The sequence below is a fragment of the Pontibacter pamirensis genome (genome assembly GCF_010015475.1).
In the GTDB taxonomy this organism is placed as follows: domain Bacteria; phylum Bacteroidota; class Bacteroidia; order Cytophagales; family Hymenobacteraceae; genus Pontibacter; species Pontibacter pamirensis.
The window spans coordinates 84,753-98,800 of record NZ_SSNI01000018.1; the positions used below are offsets into that span (position 1 = coordinate 84,753).

10 protein-coding genes are annotated in these 14,048 nt (G+C 47.5%); 6 read left to right on the plus strand and 4 right to left on the minus strand.

All coding sequences use genetic code 11. The annotated features are described in order from the left end of the window. Positions 1-48: 48 nt before the first annotated feature. The 5 genes from E1919_RS15715 to E1919_RS15735 all read left to right on the plus strand — a co-directional run bounded on the left by E1919_RS15715 (position 49) and on the right by E1919_RS15735 (position 6,498). The gene (locus E1919_RS15715; RefSeq protein ID WP_162054356.1) at positions 49-450 is read left to right on the plus strand and encodes a hypothetical protein; all 402 of its coding nucleotides are present in this window, start codon (positions 49-51) and stop codon (positions 448-450) included. Between the two features lie 199 nt (positions 451-649). Next, positions 650-1,129 carry a DoxX family protein gene (locus E1919_RS15720; RefSeq protein WP_162054357.1) on the plus strand — a complete coding sequence of 160 codons (480 nt, stop codon included), beginning with the start codon at positions 650-652 and terminating at the stop codon, positions 1,127-1,129. Further along, positions 1,126-2,997, plus strand: a complete 1,872-nt coding sequence (locus E1919_RS15725) for a M61 family metallopeptidase (protein ID WP_162054358.1) — start codon at positions 1,126-1,128, stop codon at positions 2,995-2,997. Before E1919_RS15720 ends, E1919_RS15725 begins: the two co-directional genes overlap by 4 nt. A gap of 364 nt (positions 2,998-3,361) precedes the next feature. Beyond that, complete coding sequence (locus E1919_RS15730; protein WP_162054359.1) at positions 3,362-5,692, plus strand: TonB-dependent receptor; 2,331 nt, start codon at positions 3,362-3,364, stop codon at positions 5,690-5,692. Further along, positions 5,689-6,498 carry a DUF4249 domain-containing protein gene (locus E1919_RS15735; RefSeq protein WP_162054360.1) on the plus strand — a complete coding sequence of 270 codons (810 nt, stop codon included), beginning with the start codon at positions 5,689-5,691 and terminating at the stop codon, positions 6,496-6,498. Before E1919_RS15730 ends, E1919_RS15735 begins: the two co-directional genes overlap by 4 nt. A gap of 347 nt (positions 6,499-6,845) precedes the next feature. Here E1919_RS15735 and E1919_RS15740 read toward each other — a convergent pair whose 3' ends face one another. The 3 genes from E1919_RS15740 to E1919_RS15750 all read right to left on the minus strand — a co-directional run bounded on the left by E1919_RS15740 (position 6,846) and on the right by E1919_RS15750 (position 11,294). Continuing rightward, complete coding sequence (locus E1919_RS15740; protein ID WP_162054361.1) at positions 6,846-7,661, minus strand: purine-nucleoside phosphorylase; 816 nt, start codon at positions 7,659-7,661, stop codon at positions 6,846-6,848. Positions 7,662-7,893: 232 nt separating this feature from the next. Then, positions 7,894-9,657 (minus strand): signal peptide peptidase SppA, encoded by a 1,764-nt coding sequence (gene sppA / locus E1919_RS15745; protein WP_162054362.1) that lies wholly within the window; start codon positions 9,655-9,657, stop codon positions 7,894-7,896. Between the two features lie 368 nt (positions 9,658-10,025). Further along, the gene (locus E1919_RS15750) at positions 10,026-11,294 is read right to left on the minus strand and encodes a replication-associated recombination protein A (protein WP_162054363.1); all 1,269 of its coding nucleotides are present in this window, start codon (positions 11,292-11,294) and stop codon (positions 10,026-10,028) included. Between the two features lie 220 nt (positions 11,295-11,514). Here E1919_RS15750 and E1919_RS15755 point away from each other — a divergent pair, with 220 nt between their 5' ends. Continuing rightward, positions 11,515-12,813 carry a serine hydrolase domain-containing protein gene (locus tag E1919_RS15755; RefSeq protein ID WP_162054364.1) on the plus strand — a complete coding sequence of 433 codons (1,299 nt, stop codon included), beginning with the start codon at positions 11,515-11,517 and terminating at the stop codon, positions 12,811-12,813. Positions 12,814-12,882: 69 nt separating this feature from the next. Here E1919_RS15755 and E1919_RS15760 read toward each other — a convergent pair whose 3' ends face one another. After that, positions 12,883-14,043 carry an AI-2E family transporter gene (locus E1919_RS15760; RefSeq protein WP_162054365.1) on the minus strand — a complete coding sequence of 387 codons (1,161 nt, stop codon included), beginning with the start codon at positions 14,041-14,043 and terminating at the stop codon, positions 12,883-12,885. Positions 14,044-14,048 lie beyond the last annotated feature (5 nt).

Below are 14,048 nucleotides of genomic sequence, written 5' to 3' on the forward strand. Positions count from 1 at the left end.
CTGAAGCAACCTTCTCACCCTAGAGTACATCTTTAAAATAAAAAAGCTATGAAAAATACACCTGCCGTTTTCTTAACCTCGCTGGCTGTCAGTGCTATCAGCCTGACTGTTCCGATACCAGCGGCAAGTACTGTGATCAATCTTTTTGTAGGAGAAGAAATTGCAGTGCAGGACCAGACTCCAAGCAACTGCGAAACCCGCCAGCATACCATATCTGAAACTAAATTTGAGAGAAGCCAGCAGGAGCATAAGAGCTCATCGGAACGGGAGAGCGTCAAACTGCTGCGCAGGCTATCAGAGCAAACTAAGCTTATAAAAGCTGACTCTGAAGCCCCTTTCCCGCTTATCAGCAAATTTTCATTTTATTATGCAGATATCAAAAGGATGATGCACATGCCAGAAGGGAATCAACTCGCTATGAACCAGCACAAGAGCTTATCACATCTATAACAACCTGGTACTGATCATAAGAAGCAGCGTGCACTGATACGCTGTGGCAATCTTCATCTATAAAAACCGCCTGATAGTCGAAAAAAAGATTTATTGCTTTTTCGTTAAGCTATATTCACAGTAAAGCTAAACATGCAGCTGCAACAGCCATGGATACAGCTCTGAGATAAATACGACAAACATATTTATACCCGCGCCTATGGATGCAAGCGTTTTCTACTTCTTCCGACGCCACAGCGCCTATGGTGTGCTTTTCCTTCGGTTCGCGATCGGTGTGTTTATTATATATGGCGTGCAGGACAATGTTTTCAGTTGGGCCAGGATGCTGGAATTCAGGGATTTTCTGCAGCTGCGCGGCGTGCCTTACCCGCTGTTGGCTGCCCACCTCTCTGTTTATGTGCAGTTTAACTGTGGTATTTTGTTGCTGATAGGAGGCGCTGTCCGGCTTGTAGGTCTGTTCTTAGTCATCAATTTTACAGCAGCTATCTTTATTGCCCATCTAGGGCAGTCTTTCCCGCAGTACTACCCGGCGGCACAACTCATAGCCCTAGGCTTTTTCTTTTTGTTTAATGGGGCGGGCCCACTGTCACTGGATGCGTATATAGCACGTACAAGGAAAGAGCATCATACGAAGCTGCCTGTAAACGAATCATCTGTTTTTCGAAATTCTAACACATGACCCTAAAAACACCACTACTCTTCCTATTCATTTTAGGCCTTTTTTGTTCAGGATATGCCCAGCAGCAAGACACCATTACAAACAGGTACACTGTCAGAATAGATCTGACAGAAGTAAGAGACGACAAGGTGCCGGTGAGCCTGCAGGCCCCTCCCATCACCCAGAGCGAAATCACTTATATTATGCCGAAGATTGTACCGGGCACTTACTCTGTTTCGGACTTTGGCAGGTTTGTAACAGATTTTAAAGCTTATACTATAACCGGAGACACACTTGCTGTAACGCAACTGGACACAAACCGCTGGCAGATCAGCAATGCCTCATCCCTGGATCGCATCACTTATTGGGTAGACGATACTTTTGATGCACAGAGGCGCGAAGAAGTGCTTTTTGAGCCGGGCGGCACCAATATTGAAGAGAACCTGAATTTCCTGCTGAACCCGTTTGGGTTTATAGGCTATTTTGATGGCATGAAGCAGGTGCCTTACCAACTGAATATCACAAAGCCGGAAGGCTTCTATGGCTCTACCTCGCTGCAGGCAGTGGTCTCTACCGACACCTCTGATCATTACCTTTTGCCAAACTACATGGAACTGGCAGATTCGCCGCTGATGTATAACCGCCCGGATACGACGGTGCTGGAACTTGGTGATACAGAAGTACTGGTATCTGTCTATTCCCCTTCCGGCAGGGTAACATCCGGGCCCATCGCAGCCAATGTAAAGAGCATTCTGGAGGCACAGCGAAGCTATTTAGGGGGCACCCTGCCGGTAGAGAAATATGCTTTCCTGATTTACGTGCCCGAGCGTGTCGGGAAGTCCGGATCATATGGTGCACTGGAGCATTCTTATTCTTCAGTATATTTTCTGCCGGAGATGCCGGAGGAGCAGTTCAGCAGCACCATCCGGGATGTGGCCGCACATGAGTTCTTCCATATCGTGACACCCTTGAGCATCCATTCAGAGGAAATCGGCAATTTCGACTTCATCAACCCGCAAATGTCGAAGCACCTGTGGCTGTATGAGGGGGTAACAGAATACTTTGCCTCACATGTTCAGGTCTACGAAGACCTCATCGACCTAAACGAATACCTCCAGAAAGTGCGCGAGAACATTGTTACTTCCAGAGCTTATTATAACGACACCCTGCCTTTTACGGAGATGAGTGCAAACGTACTGGAGGAGTACGAGGACCAATATGGCAACGTATACCAGAAAGGAGCCCTGATTGGCCTGGTGCTGGATGTAAGACTGCGGGAACTGTCAGGAGGCACGTATGGCCTGCGCAACCTGATGCTGGACCTGGCCAAGACATATGGTAAAGAAAACGCCTTTAAAGATGAGGAGCTGTTTGACAAAATTGCAGCGCTCACATATCCGGAAATCAGGGCATTCTTCAGCAAGTATGTAGAAGGCGCTGAGTCCCTCCCCCTGGATGAAACGTTCCGTAAAGTAGGCATCCGGTATGAGCCAACAGCTACACAGCAGATCATCTCATACGGTGATTTCACCCCCGGCTTTGACGAGGAGGCAAATATAATAATAATAGCTGAGACAGATGAAATGGATGCTTTCGGAAAGGAAATGGGCTTCCGGGAAGGTGATCAGCTACTGGCACTGAACGGTACCGAAATAACCCCTCTTAACATACGGGAGGTAATAGGAGAGCAACTACAGCAGGTACAGCCCGGCGAAAGAATAACGATAACCGTTGGTCGTGAAAACGCCAGCGGTAAGATTAGGAAAAAGAAGCTGAGAGGCAGGGCTATTTCCCGCGAGCGCCAGTCGCTGCACGTGCTGGAGCCAGACCCCAACGCGACGCCGGAGCAAAAAGCACTGCTGGCAGCCTGGTTGAATAATGAAGCTTGAATCTGTTTGCTGCACAACAAACTATGCCATTAGTATAAAGTAAACCTATGAAAAAATTTGCTCCCAATGTACTCCTTGACAAGCCGGGCGGGTTGACCTAACTTTAGTATAGTGGCAGCCGCACATTACCAGTGTAAAAGATAAATTTCATCATTTCCCTGGGTTTTAAATACCCTACTGGTTTGTTATATTTCCAAAAGCCGCACCAATAGTGCGGCTTCTTTTATTTACCTTCAAAGTAATTGATTACTTAATCAAACCATTTGTAACTTTTATGAGTTAATCCTGTACTTAAATTAAAATTATTTATTCCGAATGCCGTTACTTAATATTACTGCTACATAAGTATAACCATCGCTTCCTGATGCGCTTTTATCACCTTTATAGTTTATTTTTCTTACTGCTTTTTACAGTACCGGCCCTCGCCCAGAACTTTCAGGTGCGTGGCTCTGTACGTGACGCCAACAACGGCGAGCCATTAATAGGCGCCACCGTTGCCGTCCCCGAAATTGGTCTCGGAACCAGCACAAACGAAGAGGGCTTCTATACCCTCAGTCTGCCTGAGGGCGAGTATACCTTACAGGCGAGTTATATTGGCTATAGCAGCTTTTCCCGTAGCACACGTGTTACAGGTGGGGCGCAACAACGCATAAACTTTACCTTAGACCCTGCTGAGACTGAACTGAAAGAAGTACAGATAGAAGCAAACAGCCTGCGCCAGAAGCTGAATGATACCCGCATGAGCGTAGAGTCTCTTTCCTCGCGCGAGGCTAAACTGCTGCCCGCACTTTTCGGGGAGGTAGACCTTGTAAAGACACTGCAACTGAAACCAGGCGTGCAATCCGGTGGTGAGGGCACTTCCGGCATGTATGTACGTGGCGGGGGACCAGACCAGAACCTGGTGCTGGTAGATGATGCCGTCATTTATAACCCTTCTCACCTTTTTGGCTTCTTCAGCGTGTTCAATCCTGATGCTGTAAAGAGTGTGGACCTTTACAAAGGCGGATTTCCCGCCCAATATGGAGGCCGGTTATCTTCTGTGCTCGATGTAAAGCTAAATGAGGGTAACAATGAACGTATTGGAGCAACAGGAGGCATTGGCTTGATCGCCTCGCGCCTAACAGTAGACGGGCCTATCGTAAAAGATAAGGTTAACTTTATAGTGTCAGCCCGGCGGACGTATGTGGATGTATTTACGCGGCAGATAAACCGATTGAGCGAAGGCAAACCGGATTACGACCCCATTCCAGACTACTATTTCTACGACCTGAACGGAAAATTAACCTATAAAGTAGGCAAAAACGATGAACTGACCCTGAGCGGCTACCTCGGCCGCGACATCTTCGGCTTTAACGACGACAGATTCAAATTTGACTTTAACTGGGGCAACACGATGGGCACCCTTCGCTGGAGGCATAAATTCAACAACAGCTTATATGCCACCACCTCCCTCTACACCACCGGTTACCGGTACAGCATTAACAATGCTATTGATGTTTTCAGCGCGAAACTAACTTCTGCTGTACAGGACTATACCTTTAAAACAGATTTTGACCTCTTTGTGAAGGGCGGGCACAGCATTAAATTCGGTGCAATGGCTACCCGCCACCATTTTACCATCGGCCGCCTTAACTTTGAGACAGGCGACAGCACCCAGTCTATCAGTACAGGCACTAACCTTGCAGGCACAGAATTCGGGGTATATGCCTCTGATGACTACCAGGTAAGCGCGCAGCTGTCGCTGAATTATGGGTTACGGTTTTCAGGCTTTAACAGCGGCGGCAAAACCTATACAGCCCTGGAGCCGCGTGCTGCCGCCAAATACAACTTAAGCGAAAGCACCTCCCTGAAAGCCAGCTTTGCCAGCATGAAGCAGTACGTACACCTTGTTTCCAACTCAGGAGCCTCTTTGCCTACAGACATCTGGTATCCGTCTACGGAGGGTGTAGAACCACAACGCTCCCAGCAGGTAGCGGTTGGCTTTAACAAGCTGTTCGGCAGGGGCAAGTATATGTTCACCAACGAGGTATACTACAAATGGATGACGAACCAGCTGGACTTCCGGGATGGTGCGAACCTTTTTGTGAACGATAACCTGCAGGATGAATTCCTTTTTGGGATAGGCAAGAGCTACGGCAACGAGATATACCTGGAGAAAATCAAAGGCAAAACAACCGGCTGGCTGGGATACACCCTCTCCTGGACCTACAGGAAGTTTGACAGCGAAAACGATTTGGATGACATCAATGAGGGCCGTTGGTTTCCAACCCGTTACGACCGCCGCCACGATATCAGCCTGGTGGTACTACACCAGCTCAACAAGCGCTTGAGCGTGACAGGAGCCTTTGTATTCGGCACAGGCAATGCCTATTCTATTCCGGTGGCACGTTTTGTTTTCCAGGATGTGGAAGGTGAAGATCCGAGTGTGATCCCAATTTACGAAGACCGGAATTCTTTCAGGCTGGCCCCTTACCACCGCCTGGATTTAAGCGCTGTATTAAAACTGAAACCGAAGCGTGGCGAATCAGACCTGACCTTTAGCGTGTACAATGTCTACAACCGCCGTAATCCATACTTTGTGTATTTTGAGCAGGTAAGAGACGAAGAAAGAAGAGAGACCTTAGGTTTCCAGGCAAAGCAGGTAGCGCTTTTCCCGCTTGTGCCGTCTATTACATATAATTTTAGATTTAAATGAAGTTAAAGCACACCCTGTTTTTCCTGCTGCCGTTCATCGCTGCTTTCTATGGCTGTGATATGGATAAAGATATAAGCATCGACCTGCCCTCTTATAACCCGCAACTGGTGGTGGAGGGATACCTGGAACCTGGAAAGCCTTTCCGCATAGCTGTGCAGGAGAGCGCCAGCTATTTCGATGCTCCAACTCCTCCCCTTGTACCAGACGCGGAGGTAGTTATCACCCACAATGGTCGTCGCATTGATCTCACCTATAAGCCGAGGCTGGATAATCGTACGGGGTTCCTGTACACGCATAGTTCAGAAGAAATTATGAATGGGAAACCAGGCGACATCTATGGCCTTGAAGTAACAGACGGAAAAGGTCGTAAAGTAACTGGTTTTACCACCATTTTACCGTCAGTGCCGATAGATACTGTAGAGTGGCGATTCAATGATGAAGATGAAGCACTGCTGCTGACATCTTTTCAGGATGACGCCAACACAGAAAACTATTACCGCTACATGACGCACCGCGACAGCCTGACCCATGACTCAGACAGAGAATTTTTCAGCTCTGACAAGTTGAATAATGGGAATGTGATAACATTTGGTTCTAATTATAGGTATGAGCGGGGCAGTAACCTTATTGTTACGCTGTTCAACATCGAAAAACAGTACTACGACTTCCTTTCTTCTTCGGACAACGCCAAAGATTCAAACGGCAATCCTTTTGCCCAGCCATCCAGAATCAGATCGTCGGTGCAGGGCGGCCTCGGCATCTTCACTAACCTGGCGTATGTACGCAAAACGATTGTCATAAAGTAAGACGTTAGAGAGTTAGAGAGTTAGAGAGTTAGAGAGTTAGAGAGTTAGAGAGTTAGAGAGTTAGAGAGTTAGAGAGTTAGAGAGTTAGAGAGTTAGAGAGTTAGAGAGTTAGAGAGTTAGAGAGTTAGAGAGTTAAGGGATACTGCTCTTGCCTGAAAGGGGGTTACAAAAATCCAGACTTTTTAACTGGCGCGGGAAGTCGTCCCGTGACGTACAGTGGGTAAGAGTCTCCAGACTCGCCGTTGCAATGATGCAAAAAGCCTAAAAGGGGTAGAAACAGCTGAACAACAGACTGCTTCTACCCCTTTTAACTTTCTAACTCCTAAACTTTTTAACTCCCAAACTCTCTAACTTCTTCTCACCAGTTCACGGATAAGCATAGTCATGCGGGGCTCGGCTATGGCAGCAGCCTCTAAAATATCGGCCAGCACCACCTTTTTTATTCTATCTGGTGTGCACATATCGGTGATTACGGAGAGAGCGAACACCGGCATGCCCATGTGGCGTGCCGCAATAACTTCGGGCACTGTAGACATTCCTACAGCATCAGCACCAATAATGCTCAGGTAACGGTATTCTGCTTTCGTCTCCAGCATAGGGCCCGGCGCACTTACGTATACCCCTTCGCTCAGGTCGAAGTCAGCATCTTCTGCAATCACCATGGCCTCACGTATCATATCTTCGTCATACACATCGCTCATGTCCGGGAAGCGGGGCCCAAGCTCATCTAAATTTTTGCCAATCAGTGGGTTACCTGGCAGTAGGTTAATGTGATCCGTAATCACCATCAGGTCGCTGGTGTTAAAGAGTGGGTTAAGGCCACCGGCGGCGTTAGACACTATTAGCTTCTTCACTCCCAGCAGCTTCATCACACGCACAGGAAAAACCAGCTGCTCCATAGTATACCCTTCATAGTAGTGAAAGCGCCCCTGCATCACCACCACCTTCTTTCCAGCCAGCAAACCTAAAATTAATTTACCTGAATGGCTCTCTACTGTAGACACCGGAAAATTAGGTATATCAGCATAAGATAAAGTATGGAATACCTCTACTTCGTTCACCAGTGCGCCTAAACCAGTGCCCAGTATAATCCCGAATTCAGGCACAAAGCCTTCTGATTTATTTTGTATATAAGAAGTTGATTCCTGTAAGAGCTGCATCATATAATTTTAATTTTGAAAGACTGAATAAAGAATAACTGAATCTGAGTAAATGTATGAACGGATTCAAAATCAATTTGCTGCACCCCAGTCAATAAAGGCGATTTGCGAAAGGCTGCTAATCGACAATAACTTTGCGGTAAAGTTGCGAAAAATAGGTGGCCTTTAAAACAAAAAGCCGCTACCAGCGGGAATCTGGCAGCGGCTTTTTGTTTTTGTAAAGGGTTTCTTCTGGTTATTGAATACTCAGGTCGTAAGGCATTCTGGCTTGTGCTCCCTGCATGTCACCTACTTTCTTGTAAAGTTTGTAGTACGGGTATAATTCGCCAAGCTCTGCTTTTATAGACTGCTCTTTTGTTTGCGCACCAAAGTCGCTGAAGAGGTTATTAAAGAAAGACTTACGCTCAGGCATTGCTTTGAGTCGGTAATCGTCTTCTATGTTTGCTTTTTTAGCAGCAATGGCAATGGCATCTTCCAGGCCGCCATACACATCTACAAGGTTGCGCTGCTCTGCCTCTACACCAGACCACACCCGACCAGAAGCATACTCTTTCAGCTGGTCCTGGCTCATGCCACGGCCTTCAGCGGCTTTGCTGGTAAAGGTCTCGTAAATCTGATCGATTTGGTTCTGCACAATCTCCTTCTCCTGCTCCGTCATCGGTCTTGTAATGGTTGGCTGTTCAGAGAACTTACCAGTACTCACATAGTCCACGGTAATACCTAGCTTCTCGTTCAGGAAGCCCTGTATGTTTGGTATCACACCAAATACGCCAATACTCCCTGTAATGGTGTTCGGGTGTGCCACAATGGTATCGCAACCCATGGCAAGGTAATAGCCACCTGAGGCAGCGTAATCAGACATAGAGGCTATCACCGGCTTCTCCTTTTTGGTAAGCTGTATCTCGCGCCAGATTACATCTGATGCCAGGGCACTACCACCCGGAGAACTGATGCGCAGCACAACTGCCTTCACGTTCTCATCCATCCGCGCCTTGCGCAGGGCATCAGTAAAGCGTCGGCTACCAATGTTGCCTTCATCTCCTTCGCCGTCCACAATGTCGCCTTCAGCATAGATAACTGCAATTCTGTTTTTGGAAGTACTTACCTCTATATTGTCTTTTACCTTTTTGTACTTAGACAGCTGCACCAGTTCCAGTTTGTCATCCTGCTCCATACCGATGCTTTCCTTCATATAGCCGATGGCCTCATCAAAGTAACCGATGTCGGTAATAAGCTTATATTGTTTGGCATCGGCAGGGTCACGCACCAGCAGGTTGTCCTGTACGTTCTTCAGCTCTGCTACCTCCACACTACGCGCCTCGGCTATGTTCTGAAGCTGATAATTGTTAATTGAGTTCAGGAAAGAGTTTAGCTGCTCCCGGTTGGCATCGCTGGCTTCCTCTAAAAAGAAAGGTTCTACAGCGCTTTTATAGGTACCTACCTTAAAAATCTGGGCCTCAATGTTCAGCTTGTCCAGCAGTCTTTTAAAGAAGAACATCTCCGAGCTCATGCCATTGAATTCAATCGTGCCCATTGGGTTCAGGTAGATTTTATCAGCCACGGAAGCTAAGTAGTATGCTTTCTCAGTTGAGATATCAGTATATGAGACCACAAATTTGCCGGACTCCTTGAAGTCAATCAACTCGTTTCGGATTTCCTCCACCTTTGCCAGGCCAGCATCCAAGAAAATCATGTTCAGGAAAATACCTTTCACATTATCGTCGGTTTTGGCACGGCGGATGGCGGCTTTAATCTGGTCCAGGCCATCTGAGCTGGAGAGAGAGCCGAAGGCGAAACCAAGTTCAGCAAATGGGTTCTCCGGGTCGCGCTCTGTTATAGGCTTGTCCAGCTTAAGCTCCAACACAGAATTTTCGGCTACCGTTACTTCATCAGAAGAGGCTGAAGCGGCGGCAATGGCAACCAGCAACAGAATGGAGACAAAAAAGAATACGAGCAAGCCAACAATGGTAGCCAGCACATATTTCAGGAAATTTAACATGTTGTATCTGAGTTAATAATAGTACGTATTCGATGGGCGGTTAAAGCCTCTCTATAGTTATATACAAAAATAGCGCAAATTGTTCATCTAGTGTTAACCTTCTCGACCAAACAGACATTTTTATAGACAAACGTTCTAAGTTAGAAAGTTAAAATTTCGATGAGGGAGAAAAGAATAATCAGACTTCATACATATCCTGTTATATAACAGTACAACTGCATACTTTCAACAAGTAAGTTAATCGATACCTTAACTCCAGATTTTCAATTTTCTAACCTTTTAACTTCAAAAATTTTCTAATTTTTTAACCCTCTAACTTTACAACTTTTTAACCCCCTAACTTTCTTACTCCCAATCTGTCTAACTCCCTAGTATCCATACTTCTTGCCCCACTGCGCCTGCAGTTGCTTGCGCATGTCATTTTCACGGCCGTTCTGGCCGGGTTGGTAGAAGGCGGTGCTGCTTAGCTCCTGCGGCATAAACTCCTGCTGCACAAAATTGCCTTCGTAATCATGCGCATACTTGTAGTTGTTGCCGTAGCCAATCTCCTTCATCAGTTTGGTAGGCGCGTTGCGGATGTGCAGCGGCACCGGCAAATTACCTGTTTGCTGTACCAGCGCCCGCGCATTCTTAATGGCCTTATACGATGCGTTACTCTTTGGGGAGGTAGCCAGGTAAACGGTGCACTGCGAAAGAATGATCTCTGCCTCCGGATAGCCAATCATCTGCACCGCCTGAAAACAGGAAGTAGCCATGAGCAGAGCGTTGGAGTTGGCCAGGCCAATGTCTTCAGAAGCGGCAATCAGCAGGCGGCGAGCGATGAACTTTGGGTCTTCGCCCCCTTCAATCATGCGGGCCAGCCAGTAAACAGCCGCGTTCGGGTCGGAGCCCCGGATAGATTTGATATAGGCTGAAACCAGGTCGTAGTGCATCTCCCCGGACTTGTCGTACATCACGATGTTCTGCTGCGCTACCTGCTTTACCAGTTCATTCCGCACCACCACTTCCTCGCCTTTCACTCCTTCAGCCACAATCTCCAGCAGGTTCAGCAGCTTTCGGGCATCACCGCCTGATATGGTCAGCAGGGCCTCGTACTCCTCTACCCGCACCATACGGTGGCGCAACCACTCGTCCTGCTCCAGTGCCTTGTCCACCAGTTCTATCAGCTCGTCCTTTGTCAGGTGCTTGAGGATGTATACCTGGCAGCGCGACAGCAAAGCCGAGATTACTTCGAAGGAAGGATTTTCGGTAGTAGCACCGACCAGGGTCACGGTGCCTTTCTCCACCGCTCCCAGCAACGCATCCTGCTGCGACTTATTGAAGCGGTGTATCTCGTCGATAAACAGCACGGTGCCCTGCCGCTTCTTGGCTTGTTCAATTACCTCCCGTATATCCTTCACTCCGGAGTTGATGGCACTGAGCGCCACAAACGGCACTTTCATCTGGTTGGCGATAATGTTGGCCAGGGTGGTTTTACCCACGCCGGGAGGTCCCCACAAAATTATGCTCGGAATAACGCCACCCTCTATATAGCGCCGCAGGATGCCATCAGGCCCTACCAGGTGCTTCTGCCCGTAGTACTGATCTAAATTGTGGGGCCGCATGCGTTCGGCCAAAGGTGTGTTCGGATGATTCATCTGCTCTGTTTCTATCTCCGGAATCGGTTAAAGACAAAACTACGAATTTGAGGGGAAAGAAGACACGGATTAGAGATTACCACCTCAGATGGTAGTCCCTCCTAAATCAGCGATCCAAACCAGTGACCATTGGTAAAATCCCAAAAAAGCAGTATGCAAGCATATAATATGGACTGAATTTTCTTAACTTACTCCTCAGATATAAATTTAAAACATCTATATGTTACACAAAACTACCTTTACATTTTTGCTTTACCTGTGCTTCAGCTTCACGTTTGCCCAGAAGTCTACGACAACTGTTCTACAGGAGGCTAAACCCGATAAAGCAGGAATGAGCGCTGAACGCCTGCAACGCCTGGATCGGGTACTACAAGAGTATGTAGACAAGAACTATATTCCGGGTGCTGTTGCTTTAATTGCCCGAAATGGAAAAGTTGTTTACTATAAAAGTGTGGGGCATAGCGACGTAGAGTCAAAAGACAACCTGAAGCGCGACGATATCTTCCGGATTGCATCACAGACTAAAGCGATAACCAGCGTAGGTGTTATGATGCTGTATGAAGAAGGGAAGTTCCTGCTCGACGACCCCATCTCCAAATACATTCCCGCCTTCCGGAACCCACAGGTATTTGACACCTTCAATAAGCAGGACACCACCTACACGACGGTACCGGCAAAACGGGAGGTTACCATCCGTGACCTGCTCACGCACACCTCCGGCATCAGCTACCCCTCCATCGGAGGGCCTGAGGCAACAGCCATTTATGCAAAATACAAGATACCGAGCGGCATAGGCACCCCTAACGACAAACTTGCAGACGCCATGACTGCACTTGCAAAGCAGCCACTTTTCCACCAGCCGGGAGAACGTTTCACCTATGGCTTAAATACCGACCTGCTGGGATATCTTATTGAAGTTGTTTCCGGGCAGCCACTGGATCAGTTCTTCAGAACACGTATTTTTGAGCCCTTGGATATGAAAGACACCTGGTTTTATTTGCCGGCAGCAAAACATGATCGCCTGGTAAAATTATACACCGAAGGAGAAAATAAAAAATTACAGCCTGTTGCTGCCAGAGGAGGACAAAACCCTGATTTTCCAAAAGTGGATGGCGCTTATTTCTCCGGGGGCGCTGGCCTGTCTTCTACCATTCATGATTATGCCGTGTTCTTACAGATGCTGTTAAATAATGGAGAGTACAACGGGCGCCGCCTGTTAAGCCCGGCTACCGTACGCCTGATGACTACCAACCAGATTGGAGAAGTAGATAGGGGAGACAATAAATTCGGGCTGGGATTTGGCATAGCCACCGAAAAAAGCGCCACCAGAATGCCTGTTTCCGAAGGCACTTATGATTGGGGAGGCATTTTCGGCACCACTTACTGGGTAGATCCGGAAGAAGGCATTGTAGCTTTGCTTTACACTAATAAGTTCCCGAACAGCTATGGCGACCTGGGCGATAAATTCCGGGTGCTGGTATATCAGGCTATTACAGACACACAGCTTTCGGAGAGGTAGTTTCCGCTGGAGTTCATTAAATAAGCGATGCTGGCATCTTATGTTACCAGCTTCGCTTTTTTAATGAACTTATCTTCCCCGCTTCCTCGTGGGTTCTATATCATTTTCCTCTTCCAGTTGCCGCTCCACACCCTCATTATCCTCGCGCAGCGCAGGTTCATGCATAGGACTTTCTGAAGGTCTTTCGTCGCCCAGCAATATTGCCCACTGCTTGAATTTACTTGTCCTGTCGAATATTACCTTAAGTACTGCGATGATTGGCAGCGAGAGGAACATACCGATGACGCCCGCAATCTCACCTCCCACTATTACGCCCACAATGGTTGCCAGTGCATTTATTTTGACTTTGGACCCTACAATGCGTGGCATCAGAATATTATTATCCAGGAACTGTACACCTGCTATCACACCCAACACCGTGAGAATGGGCCACAGTTCTGAGGAGGAAGCAAGCGTCAGTAGCACACCGATGATGTTACCGAGCAGCGCTCCTACGTAAGGAATCAGGTTCAGGAAAGCGAATATCACTCCAATCAGCAAGGCATGTTTGATGCCAATGATCATCAGAATACCGCCCAGCAGCACTGTCATATACGTTACCTGGATTAACAGGCCAAAGAGGTAGCTCTTAATAATAACTTCCATCTCCCGCATCGTCTCCTCCACGTTATCGTGTTGGTCTTCAGGGAACCAGAAAAACACAAAGCGCAGCAGGAGGTTCTTGTAGAAAAGCAACAGGAATATATAAATAGGCACTAAACCCAGGAAAACAAACATGCCTGTAATAGAAAGGGCAGCCCCGCTGAGCATATCGCCGAGATAGCCCAGAATCCTGCTACTTTGTTCGCTTATAAAGCTTGTCTGCTCTTCCGTTGACACCGGCGAGATTTCCTCTACCCAGGCACTGAGAGAAAGTAAGTGTTGCGTGACATTCGCCTGAATAACAGGGAAATCTGCTATCAAATTTCTGATTTGGAACGAGAAGAACCAGACTACAAGCCCCACCACCAGTACCAGTGCCAGCAGGGTGGTGCCGATTGCGACCGTCTCCGGAAACTTATTTTTCCTGAAAAACCGGTAGAGCGGCAGCAGCATGATACTCAGGAAAAATGCCATCAGCAGTGGGGCCAGCAAGTCTCTGCCCAGCACAATGATCCATCCCAGAAAAAACACACCCATGACTTCGATTGACCTCCTGACAGTAAGCGGCAAATCATTTTTATAATTCATAATTG